Source organism: Variovorax sp. V15 (assembly GCF_041154425.1).
Lineage (GTDB): Bacteria > Pseudomonadota > Gammaproteobacteria > Burkholderiales > Burkholderiaceae_C > Variovorax > Variovorax guangxiensis.
In genome coordinates, this window is the sequence record NZ_AP028659.1 from 66,060 (window position 1) to 91,214 (window position 25,155).

27 protein-coding genes are annotated in these 25,155 nt (G+C 67.1%); 18 read left to right on the forward strand and 9 right to left on the reverse strand.

Features of this window, described 5'->3' with window-relative positions; genetic code table 11:
- Window positions 1-7: 7 nt before the first annotated feature.
- The 3 genes from ACAM57_RS00340 to ACAM57_RS00350 all read right to left on the reverse strand — a co-directional run bounded on the left by ACAM57_RS00340 (window position 8) and on the right by ACAM57_RS00350 (window position 4,252).
- A complete protein-coding gene (locus ACAM57_RS00340; protein WP_184639854.1) occupies window positions 8-199 on the reverse strand; it encodes a hypothetical protein in 192 nt (63 codons plus the stop codon).
- A 115-nt stretch (window positions 200-314) separates the two neighbouring features.
- Window positions 315-1,241, reverse strand: a complete 927-nt coding sequence (locus ACAM57_RS00345; protein WP_369662504.1) for a tripartite tricarboxylate transporter substrate binding protein — start codon at window positions 1,239-1,241, stop codon at window positions 315-317.
- Window positions 1,242-1,300: 59 nt separating this feature from the next.
- Window positions 1,301-4,252: a DNA topoisomerase III gene (locus ACAM57_RS00350; RefSeq protein WP_369660340.1), complete on the reverse strand. Its 2,952-nt coding sequence runs from the start codon at window positions 4,250-4,252 to the stop codon at window positions 1,301-1,303.
- A gap of 285 nt (window positions 4,253-4,537) precedes the next feature.
- On the opposite strand from ACAM57_RS00350, the gene ACAM57_RS00355 reads away from it, so the two are divergent.
- The 3 genes from ACAM57_RS00355 to ACAM57_RS00365 are packed head-to-tail and all read left to right on the forward strand — an operon-like array spanning window position 4,538 to window position 6,155.
- Window positions 4,538-5,128, forward strand: coding sequence for an SET domain-containing protein (locus tag ACAM57_RS00355; protein WP_369662505.1), 591 nt, complete (start codon window positions 4,538-4,540; stop codon window positions 5,126-5,128).
- A gap of 2 nt (window positions 5,129-5,130) precedes the next feature.
- On the forward strand, window positions 5,131-5,946 hold the full coding sequence (locus tag ACAM57_RS00360; RefSeq protein WP_369660341.1) for a biotin--[acetyl-CoA-carboxylase] ligase: 816 nt from the start codon (window positions 5,131-5,133) through the stop codon (window positions 5,944-5,946).
- Window positions 5,947-5,954: 8 nt separating this feature from the next.
- Window positions 5,955-6,155, forward strand: a complete 201-nt coding sequence (locus ACAM57_RS00365) for a sporulation protein (protein WP_126021022.1) — start codon at window positions 5,955-5,957, stop codon at window positions 6,153-6,155.
- 18 nt (window positions 6,156-6,173) lie between these two features.
- Here the strand turns inward: ACAM57_RS00365 and ACAM57_RS00370 are convergent, their stop codons facing one another.
- The 3 genes from ACAM57_RS00370 to ACAM57_RS00380 form a co-directional block, all read right to left on the reverse strand.
- On the reverse strand, window positions 6,174-7,616 hold the full coding sequence (locus tag ACAM57_RS00370) for a sensor histidine kinase (RefSeq protein ID WP_126021023.1): 1,443 nt from the start codon (window positions 7,614-7,616) through the stop codon (window positions 6,174-6,176).
- Between the two features lie 55 nt (window positions 7,617-7,671).
- Complete coding sequence (locus ACAM57_RS00375; RefSeq protein WP_126021024.1) at window positions 7,672-8,343, reverse strand: response regulator transcription factor; 672 nt, start codon at window positions 8,341-8,343, stop codon at window positions 7,672-7,674.
- 72 nt (window positions 8,344-8,415) lie between these two features.
- Window positions 8,416-8,901, reverse strand: a complete 486-nt coding sequence (locus ACAM57_RS00380; RefSeq protein WP_126021025.1) for a MarR family winged helix-turn-helix transcriptional regulator — start codon at window positions 8,899-8,901, stop codon at window positions 8,416-8,418.
- A 146-nt stretch (window positions 8,902-9,047) separates the two neighbouring features.
- Between ACAM57_RS00380 and recA the strand changes: the two genes are divergently transcribed.
- The 3 genes from recA to ACAM57_RS00395 are packed head-to-tail and all read left to right on the forward strand — an operon-like array spanning window position 9,048 to window position 11,070.
- Window positions 9,048-10,151: a recombinase RecA gene (gene recA / locus ACAM57_RS00385; RefSeq protein ID WP_184639288.1), complete on the forward strand. Its 1,104-nt coding sequence runs from the start codon at window positions 9,048-9,050 to the stop codon at window positions 10,149-10,151.
- Window positions 10,152-10,193: 42 nt separating this feature from the next.
- Complete coding sequence (gene recX / locus ACAM57_RS00390) at window positions 10,194-10,658, forward strand: recombination regulator RecX (RefSeq protein WP_126021027.1); 465 nt, start codon at window positions 10,194-10,196, stop codon at window positions 10,656-10,658.
- Window positions 10,636-11,070, forward strand: a complete 435-nt coding sequence (locus ACAM57_RS00395) for an SRPBCC family protein (protein WP_126021028.1) — start codon at window positions 10,636-10,638, stop codon at window positions 11,068-11,070. The genes recX and ACAM57_RS00395 overlap by 23 nt, the downstream gene beginning before the upstream one ends.
- Before the next feature lie 33 nt (window positions 11,071-11,103).
- On the opposite strand, the gene ACAM57_RS00400 is transcribed toward ACAM57_RS00395, so the two are convergent.
- The gene (locus tag ACAM57_RS00400; RefSeq protein WP_369660342.1) at window positions 11,104-11,775 is read right to left on the reverse strand and encodes an RraA family protein; all 672 of its coding nucleotides are present in this window, start codon (window positions 11,773-11,775) and stop codon (window positions 11,104-11,106) included.
- A 227-nt stretch (window positions 11,776-12,002) separates the two neighbouring features.
- Here ACAM57_RS00400 and ACAM57_RS00405 point away from each other — a divergent pair, with 227 nt between their 5' ends.
- Together ACAM57_RS00405 and ACAM57_RS00410 are read left to right on the forward strand one after the other, a co-directional pair.
- The gene (locus tag ACAM57_RS00405) at window positions 12,003-12,773 is read left to right on the forward strand and encodes an SDR family oxidoreductase (protein ID WP_369660343.1); all 771 of its coding nucleotides are present in this window, start codon (window positions 12,003-12,005) and stop codon (window positions 12,771-12,773) included.
- 10 nt (window positions 12,774-12,783) lie between these two features.
- Window positions 12,784-13,650, forward strand: a complete 867-nt coding sequence (locus ACAM57_RS00410; RefSeq protein WP_369660344.1) for an IclR family transcriptional regulator — start codon at window positions 12,784-12,786, stop codon at window positions 13,648-13,650.
- Window positions 13,651-13,656: 6 nt separating this feature from the next.
- On the opposite strand, the gene yiaA is transcribed toward ACAM57_RS00410, so the two are convergent.
- On the reverse strand, window positions 13,657-14,097 hold the full coding sequence (yiaA, locus tag ACAM57_RS00415; RefSeq protein WP_184639296.1) for an inner membrane protein YiaA: 441 nt from the start codon (window positions 14,095-14,097) through the stop codon (window positions 13,657-13,659).
- Between the two features lie 141 nt (window positions 14,098-14,238).
- Between yiaA and ACAM57_RS00420 the strand changes: the two genes are divergently transcribed.
- Entirely contained in the window at window positions 14,239-14,982 is a 744-nt protein-coding gene (locus ACAM57_RS00420; RefSeq protein WP_369660345.1) for a hypothetical protein, read from the forward strand.
- A 31-nt stretch (window positions 14,983-15,013) separates the two neighbouring features.
- Here ACAM57_RS00420 and argC read toward each other — a convergent pair whose 3' ends face one another.
- Window positions 15,014-15,937: an N-acetyl-gamma-glutamyl-phosphate reductase gene (gene argC / locus ACAM57_RS00425; protein WP_184639300.1), complete on the reverse strand. Its 924-nt coding sequence runs from the start codon at window positions 15,935-15,937 to the stop codon at window positions 15,014-15,016.
- A 217-nt stretch (window positions 15,938-16,154) separates the two neighbouring features.
- Here argC and sucC point away from each other — a divergent pair, with 217 nt between their 5' ends.
- From sucC to ACAM57_RS00470, 9 genes are all read left to right on the forward strand, one after another.
- Window positions 16,155-17,321, forward strand: a complete 1,167-nt coding sequence (gene sucC, locus ACAM57_RS00430) for an ADP-forming succinate--CoA ligase subunit beta (RefSeq protein WP_019653821.1) — start codon at window positions 16,155-16,157, stop codon at window positions 17,319-17,321.
- A gap of 10 nt (window positions 17,322-17,331) precedes the next feature.
- On the forward strand, window positions 17,332-18,225 hold the full coding sequence (gene sucD, locus ACAM57_RS00435) for a succinate--CoA ligase subunit alpha (protein ID WP_126021035.1): 894 nt from the start codon (window positions 17,332-17,334) through the stop codon (window positions 18,223-18,225).
- Between the two features lie 120 nt (window positions 18,226-18,345).
- Complete coding sequence (locus ACAM57_RS00440) at window positions 18,346-19,032, forward strand: TerC family protein (protein ID WP_126021036.1); 687 nt, start codon at window positions 18,346-18,348, stop codon at window positions 19,030-19,032.
- A 28-nt stretch (window positions 19,033-19,060) separates the two neighbouring features.
- Complete coding sequence (locus ACAM57_RS00445) at window positions 19,061-19,870, forward strand: Stp1/IreP family PP2C-type Ser/Thr phosphatase (protein ID WP_126021037.1); 810 nt, start codon at window positions 19,061-19,063, stop codon at window positions 19,868-19,870.
- Between the two features lie 72 nt (window positions 19,871-19,942).
- On the forward strand, window positions 19,943-20,596 hold the full coding sequence (locus ACAM57_RS00450) for an FHA domain-containing protein (RefSeq protein WP_126021038.1): 654 nt from the start codon (window positions 19,943-19,945) through the stop codon (window positions 20,594-20,596).
- A 51-nt stretch (window positions 20,597-20,647) separates the two neighbouring features.
- Window positions 20,648-22,906, forward strand: a complete 2,259-nt coding sequence (locus tag ACAM57_RS00455; protein ID WP_369660346.1) for a CHASE2 domain-containing protein — start codon at window positions 20,648-20,650, stop codon at window positions 22,904-22,906.
- A gap of 29 nt (window positions 22,907-22,935) precedes the next feature.
- The gene (locus tag ACAM57_RS00460; RefSeq protein ID WP_369660347.1) at window positions 22,936-23,739 is read left to right on the forward strand and encodes a 3',5'-cyclic-nucleotide phosphodiesterase; all 804 of its coding nucleotides are present in this window, start codon (window positions 22,936-22,938) and stop codon (window positions 23,737-23,739) included.
- A 212-nt stretch (window positions 23,740-23,951) separates the two neighbouring features.
- Window positions 23,952-24,473: a pilin gene (locus ACAM57_RS00465; RefSeq protein ID WP_369660348.1), complete on the forward strand. Its 522-nt coding sequence runs from the start codon at window positions 23,952-23,954 to the stop codon at window positions 24,471-24,473.
- A 154-nt stretch (window positions 24,474-24,627) separates the two neighbouring features.
- Entirely contained in the window at window positions 24,628-25,137 is a 510-nt protein-coding gene (locus tag ACAM57_RS00470; protein WP_369660349.1) for a pilin, read from the forward strand.
- The last annotated feature ends 18 nt before the right edge of the window (window positions 25,138-25,155 follow it).

The window sequence follows — 25,155 nt, forward strand, 5'->3', positions numbered from 1 at the left end:
ACGAGGGTCAGCGCGGGCTGCTGCTGTTCTTGTAGCCGCTGACGCTGGCGTCGATGGTGCCGAACACCGTGACGCCGCTGCCGCTGGTTGGCGTCGCGGCCGAGGAACCGGGGTTGCCGGCGGAACCCGTGCCGGCGCAGCCCGTGGCCAGCACGCCCATTGCGATCGCGAATGCGGCTGCGATGAAAGACGACTTCAACGGAATCTCCTGGATGGTGGGGTCCGGGCCACTATAGGCCCGGCGGCCGGGACGGCCTGTAACAAACAGACCCGGCGCCGACAGGGTTGTTGACGGCGCCGACCTGCCCGGTGCCCTATTCGGGCTTGGCGCCCGAAGCCTTCACCGCAGCGCCCCACACGCCGATCTCGCTCGCCACGAAGCGGTCGAACTCGGCCGGCGCCGTCGGTGCGGGCTCGGCGCCGCGCTCGCGGATGAAGCGCGCCATCTGCTCGCTCCTGAGGATGTCGGTCACCTCGCGGTTCAGGCGCTCGACGACATCGCCCGGCGTGCCGCGCGGCGCCATCAGGCCGAGCCAGCCGACGGCCTCGAAGTTCTTGGTGCCCGCCACGCCGCTTTCGCGCACCGTGGGCACGTCGGGCAGCTGCGAGGAGCGCGTGGCCGAGGTCACGGCCAGCGGCACCGCCCGGCCCGACTTGATGTGCGGCAGCGCGGCCGTCACCGAGTCGATCATCAGCGGCACCTGGTTGCCCAGGAAGTCCGACTGCGCAGGGCCGCTGCCCCGGTACGGAATGTGCGTGACGAACACATGCGCCGCCGCCTTGTACATCTCGCCCGACAGATGCTGCGTGCCGCCGATGCCGGCGCTCGCGTAGCTCAGCCGGCCGGGTTCGGCCTTGGCGCGCGCGGTGAGCTCGGCCAGCGTGCGGATGCCGCTCTCGGGCGTGGCCAGGAAGACGAGCGGCACCTTGGCGACGAGCGAGATGCCGACCAGGTCCTTGCGCGGGTCGAAGCCCGGCTTGGCGTAGAGCGTCTGGTTCACCGCCATCGCGCTGCCCGCCACCACCAGCGTGTAGCCGTCGGGCTGCGAGCGCACCACGAACTCGGTGCCGATGTTGCTGCCGGCGCCGGCCTTGTTGTCGACCACCACCGGCTGGCCCAGCCGCTTGCCGAGCTGCTCGGCCAGGGCGCGGGCGAAGATGTCGGTGGCTTGCCCTGGCGGGAACGGCACCACCAGCTTGACCGGCTTGTCGGGCCACGCGGCGGCGTGCGCCGTGCCCATGCCGCCGAGCACTGCAATCGACAGTGCCACGCTCGTGGCGAAGTGTCTGCGCAGCATGCTCAGGGCGCCGAGAGGTGCTTGCCCACGATGCCCGCGAGCTCGAACATCGTCACCTGGTCCTTGCCGAACACCGGCTTGAGCTTGGCGTCGGCGTTGATCGAGCGCTTGTCCTTGGCGTCCTGCAGGCCGTTGGCCTTGATGTAGTCCCAGAGCTTCTTCACGACTTCGGTGCGCGCGACCGGCTCGTTGCCGATCACCGCCGCGAGTGCGTCGCTGGGCTTGAGGCCCGCGCCGGTCTTGCGCGGCGCGGCGGCCTTCTTCGCGGCCGGTGCCTTCTTGGCCGCGGGCGTCTTCTTCGCCGCTGCCGTCTTCTTGGCGGCGGCGGTCTTGCCGGCGAAGGTCTTGCGCGGCGGGAACTTGCTTGCGCCCTCGCGCGGCGCGAACTCGAAGGTCACCTTGCCCTCTTCCGCGTTCCAGGTCAGGAAGGCCTTGAAGGGGCGGCGCGTGCGCATGCTCACGAACTTGTCGAGGAGGTCGGTCTTGCCGGTGGCCAGCAGCTTCTCCATCTGCGCGCGCTCCACGGGCTGCTGCAGGATGATCTTGCCGGTCTTGAAGGTGCAGCTCGGCGTGGGCTGCGAATTGGTGGGCACCGACTTCTCGCAGACGTAGTTGCTGCCGTGCTCGAACACCGGCGCGCCGCACACCGGGCAGGGGCCGACGGTGTCCTGCTCGCTGAAGTCGACGATTTCGCCGCTTTCCTCGTTCTTGTCGTCGCCGAAGTCGAACTCCAGCTTCCAGTTCTTCGCCTCCTCGTCGAACTTGATGACGATCTCGGAGGTGAACGGCCAGCCGGCCTTGGAGCGGAAGCCCTCCAGCGGGCCGATGTGCTTGTCGCGCAGCAGCGCCTCGGCCTCTTCCACTTCGAAGGTGCGACCGGCGGGCGACTTGCCGAACGAGAAGCCGCAGGCGTCCTCGCCCGTGCCGCTCTTGCCGGTGCAGGCATAGCGGCGGTAGTTTTCCTTCACGACGCCGCCGCAGTTGGGGCACGGCGTGCGCAGCGTGGCGTAGTCGCCCGGCACGGTGTCGCGGTCGTATTCCTTGGCCTTCTTGACGATGTGCTGCGTCATCTCGGCGATCTCGCGCATGAAGGCGTCGCGGCTGAGCGCGCCCTTCTCCATCTGCGCGAGCTTGTATTCCCACTCGCCGGTCAACTCGGCCTTGGAGAGTTCCTCCACGCCCAGGCCGCGCAGCAGCGTCATGAGCTGGAAGGCCTTGGCCGTCGGAATCAGCTCGCGGCCCTCGCGCAGGATGTACTTCTCGGCGATCAGTCCTTCGATGGTTGCCGCGCGCGTGGCCGGCGTGCCAAGGCCCTTCTCCTGCATGGCCTCGCGGAGCTCGTCGTCGTCGATGGTCTTGCCCGCGCCTTCCATGGCGCCCAGCAGCGTGGCTTCGGAGTAGCGTGCCGGCGGGCGCGTCTTCAGGCCCTTGGTGTCGACCGACTCGGCCTTCACGATCTCGCCCGGCTTCACCGGCACGAGGCGCTTGCCGTCCTTGTCGTCTTCCTTCTCGTCGTCCTGCGCTTCCTTGCCGTAGATGGCGAGCCAGCCCGGCTTCACCAGCACCTTGCCGTCGGTGCGGAACGGGTACTTCCTGCCGGCCTGCTCCACCGTGCTGACGCGCGTGGTCACCTGGTATTCGGCGCTCGGGAAGAACACCGAGAGAAAGCGCCGCACGACGAAGTCGTAGAGCTTCTGCTCGGCCTCGCTCAGGCCGCTGGGCGCCTGCAGCGTCGGGATGATGGCGAAGTGGTCCGACACCTTCGCGTTGTCGAAGATGCGCTTGTTGGGCTTCACGTAGTTGCCGTCCACCGCCTGCTGGGCGAAGGGCGCAAGGTGCTTCATGCCGCTGTTGGCCAGCATGCCCATGGTCTGCTTGACCACCGGCAGGTAGTCCTCGGGCAGCGCGCGCGAATCGGTACGCGGGTAGGTCAGCGCCTTGTGGCGCTCGTACAGGCTCTGCGCCAGCGCCAGCGTGGTCTTGGCGCTGAAGCCGAAGCGGCTGTTGGCCTCGCGCTGCAGCGAGGTCAGGTCGAACAGCAGCGGCGAGGCCTGCGTGGTGGGCTTGCTCTCTTCGGTGACGGTGGCCGGCTTGCCGCGCGCGGCATCGGCGATGGCGCGGGCTTCCTGCTCGTTCCAGACGCGGTCGGCGCGCTGCTCGGGGTCGGGCTCGCCGTTGGGCAAGAGCGGTGCGTTCGCCTTCTTCCAGTCGGGGTTGAACCACTTGCCCGGGTACTCGCCGGCCTCGGCCGCGAAGGTGCCGTGGATTTCCCAGTAGTCGCGCGAGACGAACTTGCGGATCTGCTCCTCGCGCTCCACCACCACCGACAGCGTGGGCGTCTGCACGCGGCCCACGGTCGTGAGGAAGAAGCCGCCATCGCGCGAATTGAAGGCGGTCATGGCGCGCGTGCCGTTGATGCCCACCAGCCAGTCGGCCTCCGAGCGCGAGCGCGCGGCATCGGCCAGGCCCTGCATCTGCTTCTCGGTGCGCAGCGCGTCGAAGCCCTCGCGGATGGCCTGCGGCGTCATCGACTGCAGCCAGAGGCGCTTGACCGGCTTGTTCAGCCCCGACTTGCCGCCCGCGTACTGCTCGATCAGGCGGAAGATCAGCTCGCCCTCGCGCCCCGCGTCGCATGCGTTGATGAGCTGCGTCACGTCCTTGCGCTTGGCCTGCTTGACCACCGCGTTCAGGCGCGTCTTGGTCTTGTCGACGGGCTTCAGGTCGAAGTGCGGCGGAATCACCGGCAGGTTGGCGAAGCTCCACTTGCCGCGCTTGACGTCGAATTCCTCGGGCGCCTGGATTTCGACCAGGTGACCGACCGCGCTGGTCACGACATAGCTGTCGTTCTCGAAATGCTCGTCGTGTTTGTCGAATTTCCCTGCGACCGGCGTGAGAGCGCGGACGATGTCCTGCGCCACCGACGGCTTTTCTGCGATTACCAACGTCTTCATCAACAGTTCCTAAAAAAATTCAGGCCGGCGCCGGGCCGCCCCAAGGCGGCCTGCGGCCCCCTCGGGGGGCAGCGACGACACGCAGTGCAGGAGCGTGGGGGCCACATACAATCTGCGGCTTCCGCGTGCGCACGCGCACACGCGCATGTGTGTGCATATTCAAACTAACAGACTTCGGCGATGCCTTCCAAATCCCCACTTCCGGCCGGTCGTGATACGCAGGCCACCGCGCTCCCCGAGGCGGACGCGCAGCCCGGCAAGGATCGTTCCGGCGGCCGCCGCATCCAGATGCGGCGCTCCGATGTCCACGGCAACGGCGTGTTCGCCGTGCAGGACCTGGCCGAAGGCGAGACGCTGATCGAATACAAGGGCGAAGTCATCAGCTGGAAGGAGGCGCTGCGCCGCCATCCGCACGACCCGACCCAGCCGAACCACACCTTCTACTTCCACATCGACGACGGCCGCGTGATCGACGGCAACGTCAAGGGCAACGATGCACGATGGATCAACCACTCGTGCGAGCCGAACTGCGAAGCCGACGAAGTCGATGGGCGCGTTTATATCAAGGCGCTGCGCAACATCGCCGCCGGCGAGGAGCTCAACTACGACTACGGCCTGATCATCGACGAGCCGTACACGCCCAAGCTGCTTTCCGAATTTCCCTGCTGGTGCGGCTCGGAGCAGTGCCGCGGCACGCTGCTGACACCCAAGGATGAGGACGAGGAAAAGAAAAAGAAGAAGAAGGCAAAGAAAAAAGCCGAAAAGAAAAAGGCCGAGAAAAAAGAAGCGAAGAAAAAGGAAGCCAAAAAGGCCGAAAAGAAGGCTGAGGCGAAAGCGCAAAAGAAATCCGCGAAGAAAGACAAGTCCGCAAAGGACTGACCATGAGCAACAGCAGCACCGCCGACTGGTTCCAGGACCGGATCGCCGCGTCGGTCGCGCCGCTGGTGCCCGGCTTCGCGGTCGAGGCGGTGGCGGAAATAGATTCCACCAACACCGAGCTGATGCGCCGCGCGCGCGCCGGTCGCGTCGAGCCCGTGCTGCTCGTGGCCGAGCGCCAGACGGCCGGGCGCGGCCGGCTCGGGCGCCCCTGGCAGAGCGGTGCGCAGCAGGACGCGGCTGTCTCGCTGACCTTCTCGCTGGGCATGCCGCTCGCACCCGCCGACTGGTCGGGCCTGTCGCTGGCCGTCGGCGTGGCGGTGGCCGAGGGGCTCGACCCCTCGGGCGCGCACAAGATCGGCCTCAAGTGGCCCAACGACGTGTGGGTCGACGACCGCAAGCTGGTCGGCATCCTCATCGAAACCGCCCTGCCCTCCGACGGCGGCCCGGATGCGTCGCGCTATGTGGTGATCGGCATCGGCATCAACATCGGCGCGCGCGAGGGCGACGGCATGCGCACGCCGCCGGCATGGCTGCACCAGTGGCGTCCCGGAGCCAGTGCTCCCGAGGTGCTGGCCGAACTGGCCGAGCCTCTGGTACGGACGGTGCTCGACTTCGAGGCCCGCGGCTTTGCTCCTTTCGCCGAACGTTTTGCCGCGCGCGACGTGCTGCGCGGGCGCGAGGTGGCGCTCAGCGACGGCACCGCAGGCCTGTGCGAGGGCGTGGCCTGGGGCGGCGAACTGCAGGTGCGCACCGACGCCGGCCTGCAGCTCATTTCCAGCGATGAAGTGAGCGTGCGCCCTCGCGGCATGCCTTTCTGATCTTCACCATGAAGCTGCGCCTGCTCCTCGTCGTCCTGTTGCTGGCCAATGCCGGCTACTTCCTCTGGGCGCGCGGCGATCTCGCGGGCTTCGGGCTCGCGCCGGCCAGCCTCGCGGAGCGCGAGCCGCAGCGCATGGCGCGGCAGATCCACCCCGAGTGGCTGCAGATCCGCAAGGAAGCGCCGAAGGCCGCCGCGCCGGCGCCCTGACGAACTCCCGCTGCCGTCTCAGGACGGCTGCTCGCCTTCGAATCGGACCGTGAAGAGCGCGCCCGGCGGCTGCTTGCCGGGATGCGCGTCCTCCAGCTTCACCTGCGCGCGGTGCTGGTTCGCGATCTCCAGCACGATCGGCAGGCCCAGCCCCGAGCCGTCGGCCTCGTTGCCGAGCACGCGGTAGAAGGGCTCGAACACCAGTTCGCGGTCGGCCTCGGCGATGCCGGGGCCGTTGTCCTCCACCTGGAGCAGCAGCACGTGGCCGAAGGGGTCGGCTAGCACGCGCACGGTGATCAGGCCGGGGCGCTCGGGCGTCGAGGGCGTGTAGTTGATCGCGTTGTCGACCAGGTTGCGCACCAGCTCCTTCAGCAGCGTGGCGTTGCCGTCGAACACCACGCCCGGCGCGCCGGGCTCGACGCCGTCGTAGCCCAGGTCGATGCGCTTCTCGATGGCGCGGGGCACCGCCTCGCGCACCACCTCGATGGTCAGCTTCGCGAGGTCGCAGGGCTGGTGGTGCGCGTTGGCGCTGTTGCCCTCGGCGCGCGCCAGCGACAGCAGCTGGTTCACCGTGTGCGTGGCGCGCTTGCTCGCGCGGCCGATCTGCTTGAGCGACTGCTTCAGTTCGTCGGCGTTGGCGCCCTCGCGCTGCGCCAGGTCGGCCTGCATGCGCAGGCCCGCCAGCGGCGTTTTCAGCTGGTGCGCCGCGTCGGCCAGGAAGCGCTTCTGCGTGCCAATGGAATCGTTGAGCTTGTCCAGCAATTCGTTCACCGAGGACACCAGCGGCACCACTTCCAGCGGCACCGAGGATTCGTCCAGCGGGCTCAGGTCGCCCGGGCGGCGCTCGCGGATGCGCGCCTCCACCACCGACAGCGGCTTGATGCCGCGCACCAGCGCCAGCCAGATCAGCAGCACCGCCAGCGGCAGGATGGCGAACTGCGGCAGCAGCACGCCCTTGATGATCTCGGCCGCCAGCACCGACTGCTTCTCGCGCGTCTCGGCCAGCTGCAGCAGCGTGGGCGGCACGTCGTCGGTGCCGCTGGCGATCCACATCGAGGCCACGCGCACCGGCTGGCCGTGCACGTCGCTGTTGTGCAGGAAGACCTGGCCGGGCGGCAGCGGCTCGTCGAGCCCGGGCTGCGGGATGTCGCGCTCGCCGCTGAGCAGGTTGTCGTAGCCGTCGAGCAGCTGGTAGTAGACGTGGCCGGTCTCGTCGGCGCGCAGGATCTCGCGCGCCGACTGCGAGAGCACGAACTGCGCGTGTCCTTCCTTCACCGTCACCAGCTCGGCCAGCGCCTTCACGTTGTGCTCCAGCGCGCGGTCGTAGGGCGCGTTGGCGATGCCCTGCGCCACCAGCCAGGTGACGCCGATGCTCACCGGCACCAGCAGCAGCAGCGGCGTGAGCATCCAGTCGAGGATCTCGCCGAACAGGGAGCGCTGCGCGCGCTGGAACAACTTCATCGCGCCGATTCCTCCGGCGTGCCGCCGCCCGCGCGTGGCGGCTGCCGTGTGGTCGTCACTGGATCTTTTCGAGGCAGTAGCCCAGCCCGCGCACCGTCGCGATGCGCACCGGGCCCTTCTCGATCTTCTTGCGCAGCCGGTGGATGTAGACCTCGATGGCGTTGAGGCTCACCTCCTCGCCCCATTCGCACAGCCGGTCGACCAGCTGGTCCTTGCTCACCAGCCGGCCGGCGCGCTGCAGCAGCACTTCGAGCAGGCCGAGTTCGCGCGCCGAGAGTTCGATCATCTTGCCGTCGATGGTGGCCACGCGGCCGGCCTGGTCGTACACCAGCGGGCCGTGGCGGATGGTGTTGCTGGTGGCGCCCATGCCGCGCCGGGTGAGGGCGCGCACGCGTGCCTCGAGCTCCTGCAGGCTGAATGGCTTGGCCATGTAGTCGTCGGCGCCGTGGTCGAGGCCCTTGACGCGCTCCTCCACGCTGTCGGCGGCGGTGAGCACCAGCACCGGCAGCTGCGAGCCGCGCGCGCGCAGCCGCTTGAGGATCTCGATGCCGTGCAGGCTGGGCAGCCCGAGGTCGAGGATCAGCAGGTCAAACTCGTCATGGGTCATGAGCGCGGTGTCGGCCTGCGAGCCGTTGGCCACGTGGTCGACCGCCGCGCCCGAGGTGCGCAGGCTGCGCAGCAGGGCATCGGCCAGCACCTGGTCGTCTTCGGCAATCAGAATCCGCATGCGTCACCTCCGGCCTGTTTCAGGTGTCGGGCGTCCTCGGGGCGCCGTTCACGGTTGTCTCTTCGCAGGAGTCTAGCCCGCCGTATAGGCTTCGAGTCCGATGGTTACCACGGTGGCGATCTCGTCGCCCACGCTGCTCCTGAACTCCTTCTCGGCCTGCGTCACCGCGCCGCGGAAGGCGTCGAGCCAGGCCAGCCCGTCGGCGGTGAAGAGCACGCGCCGCGCCCGCGCATCCAGCGGATCGGGCCCGCGCGTGACCAGCCCCCAGGCCTCGCACTGGTCGACCAGCGCGCCCATCGCCTGCTTGGTCATGCCGGCGCGCTCGGCCAGCTCGGTGAGGCGCGAGCCCTCGCGCGACAGGTGCCGCGTGATGTGGATGTGCGCCGCGCTCACCTGCGCGCGCGCCGCGAGGTTCGACAGGGCCAGCGGCACTTCGACGTCGTGCGCCATCAGCTCCAGCACGCGCTCGTCGAAGCGGCGCATGGCGTGGCCCAGCAGGCGGCCCAGGTGGGTCTGGCGCCAGGCGTCCTGGTCGGCGGGAAAGGGGGCTTCGGCCATGGCGCCGAATGGTAAAGCAAACTGACCAAAAAACAGGTTTACGCCGAGGAATCAGCCCCTACACTACTGTTCAAGCATCCAGCCTGTAGTTAAACGCAGATGGATGGTGTCACACACAAGCCATTGATCTTCAAGGAGTTTTTCACATGGACGCAGCAGTCAAGGGTTCGAACATCGGCGCCAACAGCGAGAAGGCCAAGGCCCTGCAGGCCGCGCTGGCCCAGATCGAAAAGCAGTTCGGCAAGGGCACCATCATGCGGCTGGGCGAGGGCGAGGCGCTGGAGGACATCCAGGTGGTCTCTACCGGCTCGCTGGGCCTGGACATCGCCCTGGGCGTCGGCGGCCTGCCGCGCGGCCGCGTCGTCGAAATCTACGGCCCTGAATCCTCGGGCAAGACCACCCTCACGCTGCAGGTCATCGCCGCCATGCAGAAGCAGGCCGGCACCTGCGCCTTCGTCGACGCCGAACACGCCCTCGACGTGCAATACGCCCAGAAGCTCGGCGTGAACTTGTCGGACCTGCTGATCAGCCAGCCCGACACCGGCGAGCAGGCGCTCGAGATCGTCGATTCGCTGGTGCGCTCCGGCGCCGTCGACCTGATCGTGGTCGACTCGGTCGCCGCGCTCACGCCCAAGGCCGAAATCGAAGGCGAGATGGGCGACTCGCTGCCCGGCCTTCAGGCCCGCCTGATGAGCCAGGCGCTGCGCAAGCTCACCGCCACCATCAAGAAGACCAACTGCATGGTCATCTTCATCAACCAGATCCGCATGAAGATCGGCGTGATGTTCGGCTCGCCCGAAACCACCACCGGCGGCAACGCGCTGAAGTTCTACGCCTCGGTGCGCCTGGACATCCGCCGCATCGGCACCATCAAGAAGGGCGACGAGGCCATCGGCAACGAAACCAAGGTGAAGGTGGTGAAGAACAAGGTCTCGCCTCCGTTCAAGACGGCCGAGTTCGACATCCTGTTCGGCGAGGGCATCAGCCGCGAGGGCGAGATCATCGACATGGGCGTGAACGCCAAGATCATCGACAAGTCGGGCGCCTGGTACGCCTACAACGGCGAGAAGATCGGCCAGGGCCGCGACAACGCCCGCGAGTTCCTGCGCGAGAACCCCTCGCTGTCGCGCGAGATCGAGAACAAGGTGCGCGAGTCGCTGGGCGTGCCGCTGCTGGCCGCCGATGCCGACGACGTCGCCGAGAAGCCGCAGAAGGCGGCCAAGGCCGACAAGGCAGAGAAGGGCGAGTAACCAGTCAGGGCGCGGCTCTCGGGGCCGCGCCGGCGACCCCGCATGGCATTCGACGCCCCATCCCTCAAAGGCCGCGCGCTGCGCCTGCTGAGCCAGCGCGAGCATTCGCGCGCAGAGCTGGAGCGCAAGCTGGCGAAGCACGAGGAAGAGCCCGGCACGCTGGCGAAGGCGCTCGATGAACTGGAGGCCAAGGACTTCATCAGCGAGCCGCGCGTGGTGGCTTCGGTGCTGCACCAGCGCGCGGCCAGTTCGGGCGCGCTGCGGGTGAGGCAGGAACTGCAGGCCAGGGGCATCGCGCCCCAAGCCGTCGCCGAGGCGGTGGCCAGCCTGCAGGAAACAGAGGTCGAGCGCGCCACGGCCGTCTGGCGCCGCCGATTCGACGCTCCGCCCGCCGATGCGAAGGAGCGCGCGAAGCAGATGCGATTCCTGATGGCGCGCGGCTTCTCCGGCGCCGTCGTCTCCAAGGTGCTCAGGAGCGATTTCGATGAAGCAGCACAAGAGCAGTGAAGAGGGCGCGGCGCAGTCCCGCGTCATCACGCAGCGCGTCGCTTGCGAGTGGCGCCGAGCCTATGTGCTGGCGGCCGATCCGAGGCGGCTTCCCGAATGGGCCAGTGGCCTCGCGAAAAGCGCGCTGGTGCCGCACGGCGACCACTGGATCGTGCGCACGCCCGAGAGTGGCGAAGCCCGCATGCGCTTCGCGCCGCGCAACGACTTCGGCGTGCTCGACCACTGGGTGGCGCCCGAAGGCGTGCCCGAGGTCTACCTGCCGTTGCGCGTGATCGGCGTCGCGCCGGATGCCTGCGAACTGCAGTTCACGCTGCTGCGCCAGCCGCACATGGACGACGCGGCCTTCGAGCGCGATGCGCAGTGGATCGCCCGCGACCTGCGGACCCTGCGCGACCTGCTCGAGGCAGATTGACTGTCCGATCGCAGGCGCGGCAGCCGGCGGCGCTCAGAACTTGCGGTACTTCAGGAAGGCCTCCTGCGGGTCGGTGCCCGCGAGGATGGCGGTGCGCACGAGGTTCTCGCGGCCCATCATGTGCTCGGCCTCGGCAATGATGGACTCGGCCTGCGCGAGCGGCAGGCGGATCACGCCATCGGTGTCGGCCAGCAGCAGGTCGCCCGGGTTCACCGTGACCTCGCCGATGCGCACCGGCACCTCCATCGCCTCGGGCAGCCAGTAGCCCACGATGTCGCGCGGCGTGAAGTAGCGGTGCCACACCTGGAAGCCCTGCCGGATGATGAATTCGGCGTCGCGCACGCCGCCGTCGGCGATCACGCCCAGCACGCCCTTGCGGCCCAGCGTCTCGGCCGAGAGTTCGCCCATGTGCGAGACGGTCGAGTCGTTCGGCTGGATCACCGCGATGTGGCCCGGCCTGGCGCGCGAGAGAAAGCCGGTCCACGCCATCAGCGTCTCGTGCGGATCGGCCGCGGGGTCGACGCGGCCGTTCACCGTGAAGGCCGGCCCGCAGAGCTTCTGGCCGGGGATCAGCGGACGCAGCCTGGGCGGCAGCGTGAAGTCGCGCAGCCCTGCGGCGCGCATCACGTCATGAAGGACGCCGGTGTAGCAGGCCTGCAGGCGGGTGAGCGGGGAGGCCGGCGGCGTGTCGGGAGTCTGGGCCATGTGTGAATCCTGTTTTCTTTATAAAAACACTTTTCACGAATGAGATTAACGATCGGGCCATTGGTAAAGGCTGGGGTTTGCGCGAGTTCGCGGGTAACCACTGAGTCAGGAGTCGGCGAATAGGGTTGTGACGGGGGCGGCGATGCACCCGGCTCGCGTATATTTGATTTCATCAGTGAAATTCATATTTCACACGTGCGCAGCAACTCCCAACCAAAGGACCTCCAGTGACTTCACGCGTTCAAGGAAAGAACATCCTCGTTACCGCAGCCGGCAAGGGCATCGGACGCGCCAGCGCGCTGGCGCTGGCCCGCGAAGGCGGCACCGTGTGGGCCACCGACGTGGACACGGCGGCGCTGGCCGAGCTCGCCGAGCTGGCCCGCGAAGAGGGCCTGGCGAGCCTGAAGACCGCCGCGCTCGACGTGCGCGACACCGCCGCGGTGCAGGCCTTCGCCCAGGCCACGGGGCGGCTGGACGTGCTCTTCAACTGCGCCGGCTACGTACACGCCGGCAACATCCTGGCCTGCGAGGAGGCGGACTGGGACTTCAGCATGGATCTCAACGCGAAGTCCATGTACCGCACCATCCGCGCCTTCCTGCCCGCCATGCTGGAGCGCGGCGGCTCGATCATCAACATGGCCTCGGCTGCCTCCAGCGTGAAGGGCGTGCCCAACCGCTTCGTCTACGGCGCTTCGAAGGCGGCAGTCATCGGGCTGACCAAGGCGGTGGCGGCCGACTTCATCCAGCAGGGCGTGCGCTGCAACGCCATCTGCCCGGGCACTGTCGAGTCGCCCTCGCTGCGCGACCGCATCGCGGCCCAGGCAGAGCAGGCCGGCACCGACGAGGCCGCGGTGCGCGCCGCCTTCGTGGCGCGCCAGCCCCTGGGGCGCGTCGGCAAGCCGGAGGAGATCGCCGCGCTGGTGGTGTATTTGGCTTCCGACGAGTCGGCCTTCACCACCGGTGCGATCCATATGATCGACGGTGGATGGTCGAACTGAACGGGGAAAGATGAAGCGAGCAGCAACGGCGCCGGAAGAAGAGCAGCAGGGGCCGCAAGGGCAGGACGGCCTCGAGGAGGCCGTGACGGAAGGCGAGGGCGCGCTGCGCTACGCCGCACCGGCCCTGGAGAAGGGGCTGGACATCCTGGAGGCGCTGGCCGACAGCCCCTCCGGCTACACGCTCAACGAGCTCGCCCAGAAGGTCGGGCGCAAGGTCAGCGAGATCTTCCGCATGGCGGTGACGCTGCAGCGCCGCGGCTTCGTGCAGGTCGACGAGAACGACCGCTACACGCTCACGCTGCGCATGTTCGAGCTGGCGCACCGCCAGCAGCCGCTCAAGAGCCTGGTGAGCGCGGCGCTGCCGCTGCTGCGCGAGCTGGCCAACCGGGCGCGGCAGTCGTGCCATCTCGCCATGTACCAGGGCGGGCGCGTGGTGGTCATCGCGCAGGTCGAGAGCCCGGAGCGCTGGTCCTTCGGGCTGAAGGTGGGCGTGGTGATGGGGCTGACCGACACTTCCTCGGGCCACGTGCTGCTGGCCTTCCGCGACGAGATCGACCGGGCCCGCATGCTGCGCGCCCACATCGGCGTGGAGGGGGAGCTCGACATGGACCCCGGCCAGCTCTTCTCCATCCTGCAGGAGGTGCGCGAGCGCGGCTACTCGGCCATGCCGAGCAAGCAGACGCGCGGCATCACCAACATCGCGTTCCCGGTGATGGGCGCGGCCGACCATGCGATCGCGTCGATCAACGTGCCGTACATCGAGCGCATCGACCAGAAGTCGGCGCCCGACGTCACGCAGGTGCGCGAGATCGTGGACAACATCGCCGCGCGCCTTTCGGCGCTGATGGGCGCCAGCGGCTACAACGACAACGAATAGCGGGGCTCAGTTCGGGTCAGGAGCTTCGTCGAGCGGGGAGGGCGCCTCGCTCTTGTGTGCGGCGATGTCGCGCACGTTCTTCTGCACCGCCACCGCGCCGAACAGGCTCAGCAGGAAGGCCATCGCGTAGAAGCCTTTTTCGCTGGAAGCGAGCGTGGCGTTGAAGAGGCCGATGGCCAGCAGGGCCACCGACAGCAGCAGCGAGACCCAGCACAGGCCGTAGTAGATGCCGGTGACGGAGATGCCCTCGAGGCGGTCGCGTACGGTCTTCTGCAGCGACACGGCGGAGAAGAGGCCGTACATCAGCACGGTGAAGTAGTAGCCCTTCTCGTTGAGCTGCATCGAGGCGTTCCACAGCCCGATCAGGTAGACGACGGCGCCGATGAAAAGCGCGGCCCAGGAAGCGGCGACGAATGCCGCGGTCGGTTTCTGGAATCTGACGGCCATGGGATTCTCCTCGTATGGTTTGCGCGCGATTATGGTGGAGCGGCGCCAGTGGCATGATCCGCGCCGGGCCGGCGTCTGCGCAGCAGAAGCAATCGCACGAGGCGGCCGTCAGCATCAACAACAATGGAGGAGTCTTCCCATATGTCGTCGTCGACCGACCCCGCGGCCCAGCAGTCGCTCGTGCGCACCGGTGCCAAGGCCGGGCTGTCCTTCGCCGGTTCAGTGATCAAGGGCGGCCTGCTCGGCGTCTTCCTGGGCGGCGGTGTTTTTTTCTTCTACCTGAGCCAGCTGCAGGGGCCGGGCAACGTGGCTGCGCGCGCGGGTGGAGTCGGCGCAGTGCTCGCTCTCGTCACCTCGCCTCCGCTGCTGGTGGCGCTGCTGCTGCTGTTCTTCGTGGTCGTCTACGTGGCGCTGGGTGTGCAGCAAGGGCGTGCTCGTGCGATGCAGCACCTGGTGGCGGCACGCGGCGAGGCCGTTTCGCAACGGCTGGGCGGCGCGATCGCGAGCCGCATCGAGGCCATGCCGAAGGCGCACGGCGCCTTGCATCGCGTGGCTGACTGGCTGTCGGTCGACGCGCTGAGCAAGCAGCTCGCCCCGGTGCTGGGCGAAGGCAAGGCGGTGCGCACGGTCGTGGCTTTCGTGATCGACAGGCTGCCGCTGAGCGAGATGCTGGCCGAATGGCAGCGCAGCCGCGCGGAGAGCGGAAATGAACTGGTGGCGGGCGAGGGCGGTTCGGCACCGCAGGACCCGGCACTGCGCGCGCTGCTCACGCGGCGCATCCACGAGACGCTTCAGGACATGGCCGCGCCCTCGCGCAAGCCGCTGTACATCGCGCTGGGCGCGCACGCGGCCCTGCTGGGCGTGGGGCTCTGGCTGGTGAACTGACCGGCCGGAAGGCCGGTGCGAGGCGTGGGGCTCAGAGCCCCAGCATCAGCTTCAGGTTCTGCACCGCGGCGCCGCTGGCGCCCTTGCCGAGGTTGTCGAGGCGGGCGATCACCACGGCATGGCGATGGTCCTCGTTCGGGAACACGCGGATCTCGAGCTTGTTGGTGTCGTTGAGCGCCAGCGCCTCGAGCTTGCCGTCTTCTGTAGGCGGCAGCACCTTCACGAACTGCTCGGGCGTGTTGCTGCGCGCGTAGTGCGCAGCCAGCGCGTCCTGCAGGTCGCCGGCCTTGGGCTTGCCCGGCAGCAGGTCGAGGTGCAGCGGCAACTGCACCAGCATGCCCTGCTTGAAATTGCCCACCGACGGGATGAAGACCGGCCGGCGCGTGAGGCCGGTGTAGGTCATGATTTCGGGGATGTGCTTGTGCTTCAGGCCCAGCGCGTAGATCTCGAAGGCCGGGGCTTCCCCCTTCTCGTAGGCCTCGATCATGGTGCGGCCGCCGCCCGAGTAGCCGCTCACGGAAGGCAGCGAGATGGGGAAGTCGGCCGGCAGGATGCCCGCGTCGACCAGCGGGCGCACCATGGCGATAGCGCCGGTGGCGTAGCAGCCGGGGTTGCCCACGCGCTCGGCCTTGGCGACGGCCTGCCAGTGGCCTTCGGTGAGTTCGGGGAAGCCGAAAACCCAGCCCGGGGCGATGCGGTGCGCCGTGGAGGCGTCGATGATCTTGGGCTTGGCGCCGGGCAGCTGGTCGATCAGCGCGACCGACTCGCGCGCGGCGTCGTCGTGCAGGCACAGCACCACCAGGTCGACGCCGGCCATCAGTTCGCGCTTGGCGGCGGTGTCCTTTCGCAGCTCGGGGGCGATGCTCACGAGTTCGACCTGCGGCATCGCCTGCAGACGTTCGCGGATCTGGAGGCCGGTGGTGCCGGCTTCGCCGTCGATGAAAACCTTGGCCATGGTGGAAGTGCCCCTGGGTAGCTGAAAGAGAAGTACGGTAGGTACGTATTGCCCGCAACCACACTCACAGTATTGGTGCGGCGCACCATGATACAGTCCGCGGTTGTTCGCCGCCCCCAGCCGTCAGGCTGCCGTCGCCCGCGGACAACAGAGCATAGACCCTCTCCAGCCCAGATCTCCCGATTTCTCAACTTCCTCCTTCCGAGAGACATCCCTCATGAAGATTCACGAGTACCAAGGCAAGGAAATCCTTGCCAAGTTCGGCGTGCCGGTGCCGCGCGGCATCCCGGCCTACACGGTCCAGGAGGCGGTTGAAGCCGCCCAGAAGCTTGGAGGCCCGGTCTGGGTCGTCAAGGCCCAGATCCACGCGGGTGGCCGCGGCAAGGGCGGCGGCGTCAAGGTCGCCAAGTCCATCGAGGACGTCAAGAAGCTCGCCGGCGAGATCCTGGGCATGCAGCTCAAGACCCACCAGACCGGCCCCGAAGGCCAGAAGGTCCGCCGCCTGTACATCGAGGACGGCGCCGACATCCAGAAGGAATACTACGTTTCGGCCGTGACCGACCGCGCCACCCAGAAGGTGGCCTTCATCGCTTCGAGCGAAGGCGGCATGGACATCGAGGAAGTGGCCCACTCCTCGCCCGAGAAGATCATCACCGTGTTCGCCGACCCGGCCCAGGGCCTGACCGACGAACAGGCCAAGCAGATCGCCGACGGCATCGGCATCCCGGCCGACTCCACCGCCCAGGCCGTGGACATCTTCAAGAAGCTCTACACCTGCTACATGGAGACGGACGCCTCGCTGGTCGAGATCAACCCGCTCAACCGTGACAGCAAGGGCAACATCATCGCCCTGGACGCCAAGTTCAACTTCGACAGCAACGCGCTGTTCCGCCACCCCGAGATCGTCGCCCTGCGCGACCTCGACGAGGAAGACGCGGCCGAAGTGGAAGCCTCGAAGTTCGACCTCGCCTACATCTCGCTGGACGGCAACATCGGCTGCCTGGTGAACGGTGCCGGCCTGGCCATGGCCACCATGGACACCATCAAGCTGTTCGGCGGCGAGCCGGCCAACTTCCTGGACGTGGGCGGCGGTGCCACCCCCGAGAAGGTCACCGAGGCCTTCAAGATCATGCTGAAGAACAAGAACGTGGAAGCCATCCTCGTGAACATCTTCGGCGGCATCATGAAGTGCGACACCATCGCCACCGGCGTGATCGCAGCCTGCAAGGCCGTGAACCTGCAAGTGCCGCTGGTCGTGCGCATGAAGGGCACCAACGAAGTCGAAGGCAAGAAGCTGCTGGCCGAATCGGGCCTGCCGATCATCAGCGCCGACACCATGGCGGAAGCGGCCCAGAAGGTCGTGGCAGCAGTCAAGAAGGCCTAAGGAACCAGTCATGTCGATCTACATCAACAAAGACACCAAAGTCATCACGCAGGGCATCACCGGCAAGACCGGCCAGTTCCACACCGAGAAGTGCCAGGAATACGCGAACGGCAAGAACGCCTTCGTGGCCGGCGTGAACCCGAAGAAGGCCGGCGAGTCGATCTTCAACATCCCGATCTTCGGCTCGGTCAAGGAAGCCGCCCAGCAGACGGGCGCCACCGTCTCGGTGATCTACGTGCCGCCGGCAGGCGCCGCGGCCGCCATCTGGGAAGCGGTGGAAGCCGACCTCGACATGGCGATCTGCATCACCGAAGGCATTCCGGTGCGCGACATGCTCGAAGTGCGCAACAAGATGAAGGCCAAGGAAGCCGCCGGCGGCAAGAAGACGCTGCTGCTGGGCCCCAACTGCCCCGGCCTGATCACGCCCGACGAGATCAAGATCGGCATCATGCCCGGCCACATCCACCGCAAGGGCCGTATCGGCGTGGTCTCGCGCTCCGGCACGCTGACCTACGAAGCAGTGGCTCAGCTGACGGAAATCGGCCTGGGCCAATCGTCGGCTGTCGGCATTGGCGGCGACCCGATCAACGGCCTGAAGCACATCGACGTGATGAAGGCCTTCAACGACGATCCGGACACCGACGCCGTGATCATGATCGGCGAGATCGGCGGCCCGGACGAGGCCGACGCTGCCCGCTGGTGCAAGGACAACATGAAGAAGCCGGTCGTCGGCTTCATCGCCGGTGTCACCGCCCCTCCCGGCAAGCGCATGGGCCACGCCGGCGCGCTGATCTCGGGCGGCGCCGACACGGCCGAAGCCAAGCTGTCCATCATGGAAGAATGCGGCTTCACCGTGACGCGCAACTTCTCGGAACTGGCCAAGCTGCTCAAGGCCAAGCTGTAAAGAGACGGCTCCGCGACACCGGCCGCAGAGCCGGGTCATGAGAGGACCACGCAGAAACAAAAAAGCGCCCGCACTGGATTGCGGGCGCTTTTTTCAATAAAACACAGTGGGATCAGAGACATGGAATTTCTTCAAAGCACAGATTTCTGGATAGGTCTGCTCAAGATCATCTGGATCAACATCATCCTGTCGGGGGACAACGCGGTGGTGATCGCCATGGCGGCGCGCTCGCTGCCGCCCGCCCAACAGAAAAAGGCCGTGCTCTTCGGCTCGGGCGCGGCCGTGGTGCTGCGGATCGTGCTCACGGTGGTGGCGGCCAAGCTGCTCGCCCTGCCCTACCTGCAGATCATCGGCGGCATGCTGCTGCTGTGGATCGGCCTGCAGCTGCTGGGCGAGGAAGACGAGGGCGACGGCGAGTCCAAGGAATACGGCAGCATGATGGCCGCCGTGCGCACCATCTTGCTGGCCGACCTGGTGATGAGCCTGGACAACGTGATCGCCGTGGCGGCCGCGGCACAAGGCAGCATGGTGTTGCTGATTCTTGGCCTGGCGATCAGTATTCCCTTGGTGATTTTCGGCAGCACGCTCATGATCAAGCTCATGGAACGTTTCCCGATCATCGTGATGCTGGGCGCCGCGCTGATCGGCTGGGTCGGCGGCGAAACCATCGTGCAGGACGCCATCCTGCGCGACACGCTGGCGGCCAACCCCTGGCTGCACTACGCGGCCGCGGCTGCCGGTGCCGTTTTCGTGGTGGCCGTCGGCCGTCTCCTGCAACGGCGTGCGCACGCCGCTGCACAACACTGAGCCCAAGAGAGATCGGCGCTGACAGACCATGGCGAGTGTCGGCGTCTCCCTTTTCTCCACTCGCCCTCCGCTGACCTGGGAATTCGCCTTCCTGACCGACGTCGGGCGGACGCGCTCCCACAACGAGGACGCGGTGCACGTCGACCCCGCCCTCGGCCTGGCCCTGCTGGCCGACGGCATGGGCGGCTACAAGGGCGGCGAGGTGGCCAGCGCCATGGCCGTGTCGCTGCTGCACGGCAGCTTCGGGCGCTGGTTCGCCCACGCCGGCATGCAGGCGCCGGCCCGCGTGGTCCGGCGGGCGCTGCAGGCCGCCACCGACGAGGCCAACGGCGCGATCCTGCATGAAGGCACCACCAACCCCGAGCTGCAGGGCATGGGAACGACCCTGGTGCTGGCGGCGTTCCGGCCGCAGCGGGTGGTGGTCGGCCACATCGGCGACTCGCGCTGCTACCGCCTGCGCAACGGCAAGCTGGAACTGCTCACCCGCGACCATTCCCTGCGCCAGCAGCAGCTCGACGCCGGCGCCATCACCGCCGAGGAGGCGCTGAATTCGCCCACCCGCAACCTCGTCACGCGCGCCGTCGGCGTGGAGGCCCAAGTCTTGCTGGAAATGCACGAACACAGCGCAAGACCCGGCGATCTCTATATGCTTTGCTCCGACGGGCTCAGCGAGATGGTTTCGGATGAGCAGCTTTTCACGCTTCTAGGACACGATGTCGGGCTTCAGAAAAAAGCATCACTTTTGGTTGCGGCGGCCAATGACAATGGCGGACGGGACAACATCTCCGTTGTCCTGGCCAGCGCGAGCGTTGCGGAAACGCCGCGCTCGGGCAGCTAGCAGGTTCCGCAGGCAGCGGCCCTGCGGCCTGCCTGCCGTCGTCATTCATGCTTTGGATTCGGGGAGTCGGCAATGCCGAAGATGATCATTTCGGTCGATGGCGTTGTCATCGGGCAGGTTGCGCTCGCCAAGGAGCGCACGACGCTGGGACGCCGTGCCTACAACGACATCGTGATCGACAATCTGGCGGTCAGCGGCGAGCACGCCGTGCTGCACATGACTGGCGGCGAAGTCGAAATTGAAGATCTCAACAGCACCAACGGCACCTACGTCAACGCGCTCGCCGTCCAGCGGCAGGCGCTCAAGGACAACGATGTCATCGAGGTCGGAGGCTGCCGCATCCATTTCCGCGCGCGCAGCAACCTCGACACCGGTGCCGGCTCGATCCGCACCGCCTCGGGCGAATACCCGTCGGGCGCGATGCCGCTGTCTTCGGCTCCCACGGAATCCGGCGCGCTGGTCGAGCTCGGCATTCCGGTGCTGCGCGTGCTCTCCGGCGCCAACGAAGGGCAGGACGTGGGCTTGCAGAAGGTGGTCACCACCGTCGGCAAGCCCGGCGTCGCCGTGGCGGTGGTCACTCGCCGGCGCCAGGGCTACGTGGCGGCGGGTGTCGAAGGCAACGTCACGCTCAACGGCCTGCAGCTGGGGGCCGAGGCCGTCGCGCTGCAGGAGCGCGACGTGCTCGAGCTGGGCGATGCCACGCGCATGCAGTTCGTGCGCATCTGAGGCGCTTTCCCTCTTGGCTCGCCGCGGCCGCGCCTTCACGGACCGGGCGCCGTGAGAGAAGAACTGCGGCGGCACTGGCCGCGCATTGCGATCACGCTGCTGCCGGTGCTGCTGGCGCTGGCGCATGCCACCGGCGCCTGGCGGCTGACCGCTCTTGAACGTCTTGACCAGCTGATCTACGACGTCCGCCTGCGTGCCACCATGCCGGGCACGCCCGATGCGCGGGTGGTGATCGTCGACGTCGACGATGCCAGCCTCGCACGGCAGGGCCAGTGGCCCTGGGCCCGAGACAAGATCGCCCGCCTGACCACCGAGCTGATGACCCGCCAGCAGGCGGCCGTGCTCGGCTTCGACGTCATGTTCCTCGAGCCCGATCGCAGCTCGGGCCTCGACAGGCTGAGGGAAATCATGGGCGGCCCGCTGGGCAAGGTGCCCGGCCTGGCCGCCGAGGTCGAGCGGCTGGCGCCCTCGCTCGATCACGACGCCACGCTCGCTGCCGCGCTGAGCGGCCGGCGCGTGGCGCTGGGCTACTACTTCACGCGCACGGAAGCGCCGAGCGCCAAGGGGCAGCTGCCCGCGGCACCCCTGCTGCCGGCGGGTGCTTTCCCGCAGGGCGGTACCTACGCCACGGGCTGGAACGGCTTCGGCGCCAGCCTGCCCGAGCTGGCGAAGGCGGCGCCGGTCGCGGGCTTCCTGAACACGCTGGTCGGCATCAACGGCGATGGCGTCATCCGCAGCGTGCCGCTCATCGCCCGCTACGACGGCGACAAGGCGCAGCCGGGCTACTACGAGTCGCTGGGGCTTGCGGTCTACCGGCTCGCGAACGGATCGCCGCCCGTGCAGCCGGCCTTCGCGCCGGGCGGCGGCAATGCGCCGCAGCTCGAATCGCTGAGGGTGGGGCGGCTGCGCATTCCGGTCGACGGCACGGGCAGCATGCAGGTGCCGTTTCGCGGCCAGGGCGGCGCGGACGGCGGATCGTTCCGCTACGTGCCGGCCGCCGACGTGCTCGAAGGCAGACTCGCGCCAGGCGAGCTGAAGGACAGGATCGTGCTCGTGGGCGCCACCGCGCCGGGGCTGCAGGACCTGCGCGCCACGCCGGTCGAGGCCGCGTTCCCGGGCGTGGAAGTGCACGCGAACATCGTCTCCGCGCTGCTCGACCGGCGCCTGCTGAGCGTGCCCGACTACGCGCCGGGCTACGAGGTGCTGCTCGTCGCCGTGACCGGCCTCCTGCTGGCCTTCGGGATGTCTCTGCTGTCAGCGCCGCGCGCCCTGCTGCTCGCCGCCGGCGCGATCGCGGCGCTGATCGGGCTGAACGTGTGGCTCTACGTGGGCTCCAGCCTCGTGCTGCCGCTGGCGTCTGTGCTGGCGATGGCGGCCCTGGCCTTCGCGTTCAACATGAGCTGGGGCTACTTCGTCGAATCGCGCGCGCGGCGCGGCCTGGTGCGGCTCTTCGGCACCTACGTGCCGCCCCAGCTCGTCAACGAAATGATGGAGCACCCCGGCCGCTACAGCATGCGCGCAGAGAGCAAGCCCATGACCGTGATGTTCTGCGACATGCGCGACTTCACGCGCCTGTCGGAGCAGATGGCGCCGGCCGAGCTGCAGGCCTTTCTCAACACAGTCTTCAGCCGGCTCACCAACGTCATCAGCGCGCACCGCGGCACCGTCGACAAGTACATGGGCGACTGCGTCATGGCCTTCTGGGGCGCGCCCATCGATACGCCCGACCACGCCACGCTCGCCGTGCGGGCCGCGCTCGACATGGCCGATGCCGTGCACGACATCAACCGCCTCCATCGCGCCAGCGGCCGGCCCGAGATCAGCGTAGGCATCGGCATCAACAGCGGCGTGATGAGCGTGGGCGACATGGGATCGACCGCGCGGCGCAGCTATACCGTGGTCGGCGATGCAGTCAACCTCGCGTCTCGCCTCGAGGGCCTGAGCGGACACTACGGCGTTGAAGTGGTCGCGAGCGGCACGACGCGCGAGCTGGCGCCGGGCTTCGTCTGGCAGGAGCTCGACAGCGTGCGGGTCAAGGGAAAAGCACAGGCCGTTGCCGTTTTTACGCCCTTGTCCGCAAGCACGCCCGAAGCGCAGCAGCAGACGCGGCAGATGCTCGAACGCTGGGGCGAAGTGCTGGCTGCATACCGTCGCCAGGACTGGGCCATGGGCCGAAACTTGCTGGCTCCCCTGCTCGCCGCGGATGCGAAAAAAGTCCTTTACCAGCTCTACGCCCAGCGTTTAGCCTCGATGGCGTTGCGACCGCAAGACCCGAACTGGGACGGCGCGACCCGGTTCGAGACCAAATGACGACAGACACATAAAAGGGGTCTTTCACAATGCAGGTTCGTGTGCTGGGTTGCTCGGGCGCCATCGCCAAAGACTGCCGCACCACCTCGTTCCTGGTCGACACGGACCTGCTCGTCGATGCGGGCACCGGTGTCGGAGACCTCACGCTCGATGAAATGGTCGGCATCGACGACGTCGTGCTCACGCACAGCCACCTCGACCACATCGCAGCGCTCCCCCTGATGCTCGACGCCATCGGCAGCCGCCGCACGCAGCCGTTGCGCGTGCACGCGCTGCGGGACACCATCGACGCGCTGCGCACGCACGTGTTCAACAACGTCATCTGGCCGGACTTCGAAAGCATTCCCAGCCAGGAGGCGCCCTTCGTGAGCTTTCACTACATCGCGGTGGGCCAGCAACTGCCGCTGGGCAGCCGCGAGCCCAAGGTGGTTGAAGTGCTGCCCGCGTTCCACACCGTGCCGGCCTGCGGCTTCGCCGTGCGGCGGGCAGAGGGCGGCGCCCACTGGGTGTTCAGCGGAGACACCGAGCGCAACGCGCCCTTCTGGGAGCGCGTGAACGAGCTCGACGTGGCAATGCTCGTGATCGAAACGGCATTCAGCAGCCGCGAGCAGGCACTGGCCGAGCGCAGCCTGCACCTGTCGCCCGCCGTTCTGGCCGGTGAACTGGCCCACATCGCGCCGGGCAAGCAGTACCCGATCTACATCACCCACACCAAGCCCGCCGAGACCGACGAGATCATGAGCCAGATCGAAGCCTTGGTGACCGAGCACGCGGCAGGCATGGGGCAGCGGGACATTCGCTGGCTGAAGGTGGATGGCGTCCTGACTTTCTGACCGCCGGTCAGTGAGCACATTGGCATGACAAATTTGTCACGAAGTGTCGCATCTTGAGGCAAGTTGTGTCACGTGGTGTAACGCCAAAGTGGCTCCAGGTGACGTGTTCGGTCGGTGGGAGGGTCTGAAGACTGGTGGCACGGATGCTGCGGAAGGTACCTCGCTCCGGGCAGGTTCCCGGGCGTAACAACCAACCTACCTGGAGTTCCTAAATGAACGTTCGTACCGTTGCCCGCCGCGCTCAGGCCGGCTTTACCCTTATCGAACTGATGATCGTTGTGGCGATCATTGGTATCTTGGCTGCTATTGCGATTCCGCAGTACCAGACGTATGTTGCCAAGTCGCAAGTTTCGCGCGTAGTGTCGGAAACAGGCTCTCAGAAAACTGCAGTTGAAGATTGTTTGAACAACGGTCAGACGACGGTTGGTGCGGCCACGGATGCTACGCATTGCGGCGGCACGGCCACTGCTTCGAATCTACTGAGCAATACTGGTAATACCATGAACGGCACCAAGCCCGGCACGGCAACTGACGGCGGCGTTCCCGTTTTGGCAATTGATACGACCAGCGCAACGGCAGTTGCAACTCTGACTTCTACGCTGGGTACCTCCGCTGCGGCAGCTATCTCCGGCAAGACGGTCACTTGGACTCGTGACAATGCTGGCAGCTGGAAGTGTGCAACCACGGCCCTGGCTAAGTATGCTCCTGCAGGCTGCCCTGGCGCTGCGAGCTAATATTTTTCTTTCTTAAAAAAGCCGCCGGTGGGCGGCTTTTTTGTTTGACGACCGCCCGATGAGGTTAATCGGGCGTCTCTGGCCGGCATAGGGCGGCTCTGTGCCCCTCGCGGGTGTCAACCTATAGCAGGACGGGTCATTTAGAGGAACTGCTATGTCTCAGGCAAGATTCAAAGCTCGCGGTTTCACATTGATCGAGCTGATGACTGTCGTCGCGATCATTGGGCTACTCGCGGCCATCGCCATTTCGCAATATCAGACCTATGTTTTCCGCTCACAGGTCCAACGCGTCGTCGGCGAGGCAGGGAGTCTCAGGACTGCTGTGGAGTCGTGCCTTGTGAGCGGTAGAACTTCTCTGGGGAATCCATCGGCAGCCGGAAACTGCGATCCCCAAGCAACACCCTCCAATCTGCAGGCAACGGGCGGCAACGCAGCTCCCTCTATTGCAGAGACTTGGTCGACCGTTGGCTCTGGTGTTCCGCAGGTGTCATTGTCCACTACCACCCCGTCGTCGATTGTGGCGACTTTTGGAAATCTAGCTGGAGCTCCACTGCAAGGAGCAACTGCAGGGTCGATTACATGGACGCGTAATCTCGATGGTTTTTGGAGTTGCAAGTCAGCGAGTATCGATGCGAAATATGTCAGCCCCGCTTGCCCTCTTTGATGGGGCGCGATCTAGCAG

Excerpts from the sequence above, each read along its gene's own strand:
- ACAM57_RS00420 (WP_369660345.1), top strand. The coding sequence starts at position 14,239 with ATGTCGTCGTCGACCGACCCCGCGGCCCAGCAGTCGCTCGTGCGCACC.
- ACAM57_RS00460 (WP_369660347.1), top strand. The coding sequence starts at position 22,936 with ATGCAGGTTCGTGTGCTGGGTTGCTCGGGCGCCATCGCCAAAGACTGC.
- ACAM57_RS00355 (WP_369662505.1), top strand. The coding sequence starts at position 4,538 with ATGCGGCGCTCCGATGTCCACGGCAACGGCGTGTTCGCCGTGCAGGAC.
- ACAM57_RS00440 (WP_126021036.1), top strand. The coding sequence starts at position 18,346 with ATGGAATTTCTTCAAAGCACAGATTTCTGGATAGGTCTGCTCAAGATC.
- sucD (WP_126021035.1), top strand. The coding sequence starts at position 17,332 with ATGTCGATCTACATCAACAAAGACACCAAAGTCATCACGCAGGGCATC.
- ACAM57_RS00410 (WP_369660344.1), top strand. The coding sequence starts at position 12,784 with ATGAAGCGAGCAGCAACGGCGCCGGAAGAAGAGCAGCAGGGGCCGCAA.
- ACAM57_RS00360 (WP_369660341.1), top strand. The coding sequence starts at position 5,131 with ATGAGCAACAGCAGCACCGCCGACTGGTTCCAGGACCGGATCGCCGCG.
- ACAM57_RS00465 (WP_369660348.1), top strand. The coding sequence starts at position 23,952 with ATGAACGTTCGTACCGTTGCCCGCCGCGCTCAGGCCGGCTTTACCCTT.
- ACAM57_RS00395 (WP_126021028.1), top strand. The coding sequence starts at position 10,636 with ATGAAGCAGCACAAGAGCAGTGAAGAGGGCGCGGCGCAGTCCCGCGTC.
- ACAM57_RS00380 (WP_126021025.1), bottom strand. The coding sequence starts at position 8,901 with ATGGCCGAAGCCCCCTTTCCCGCCGACCAGGACGCCTGGCGCCAGACC.
- ACAM57_RS00375 (WP_126021024.1), bottom strand. The coding sequence starts at position 8,343 with ATGCGGATTCTGATTGCCGAAGACGACCAGGTGCTGGCCGATGCCCTG.
- sucC (WP_019653821.1), top strand. The coding sequence starts at position 16,155 with ATGAAGATTCACGAGTACCAAGGCAAGGAAATCCTTGCCAAGTTCGGC.
- yiaA (WP_184639296.1), bottom strand. The coding sequence starts at position 14,097 with ATGGCCGTCAGATTCCAGAAACCGACCGCGGCATTCGTCGCCGCTTCC.
- ACAM57_RS00470 (WP_369660349.1), top strand. The coding sequence starts at position 24,628 with ATGTCTCAGGCAAGATTCAAAGCTCGCGGTTTCACATTGATCGAGCTG.
- ACAM57_RS00400 (WP_369660342.1), bottom strand. The coding sequence starts at position 11,775 with ATGGCCCAGACTCCCGACACGCCGCCGGCCTCCCCGCTCACCCGCCTG.
- recA (WP_184639288.1), top strand. The coding sequence starts at position 9,048 with ATGGACGCAGCAGTCAAGGGTTCGAACATCGGCGCCAACAGCGAGAAG.
- recX (WP_126021027.1), top strand. The coding sequence starts at position 10,194 with ATGGCATTCGACGCCCCATCCCTCAAAGGCCGCGCGCTGCGCCTGCTG.
- ACAM57_RS00445 (WP_126021037.1), top strand. The coding sequence starts at position 19,061 with ATGGCGAGTGTCGGCGTCTCCCTTTTCTCCACTCGCCCTCCGCTGACC.
- ACAM57_RS00345 (WP_369662504.1), bottom strand. The coding sequence starts at position 1,241 with ATGGGCACGGCGCACGCCGCCGCGTGGCCCGACAAGCCGGTCAAGCTG.
- ACAM57_RS00365 (WP_126021022.1), top strand. The coding sequence starts at position 5,955 with ATGAAGCTGCGCCTGCTCCTCGTCGTCCTGTTGCTGGCCAATGCCGGC.
- argC (WP_184639300.1), bottom strand. The coding sequence starts at position 15,937 with ATGGCCAAGGTTTTCATCGACGGCGAAGCCGGCACCACCGGCCTCCAG.
- ACAM57_RS00370 (WP_126021023.1), bottom strand. The coding sequence starts at position 7,616 with ATGAAGTTGTTCCAGCGCGCGCAGCGCTCCCTGTTCGGCGAGATCCTC.
- ACAM57_RS00450 (WP_126021038.1), top strand. The coding sequence starts at position 19,943 with ATGCCGAAGATGATCATTTCGGTCGATGGCGTTGTCATCGGGCAGGTT.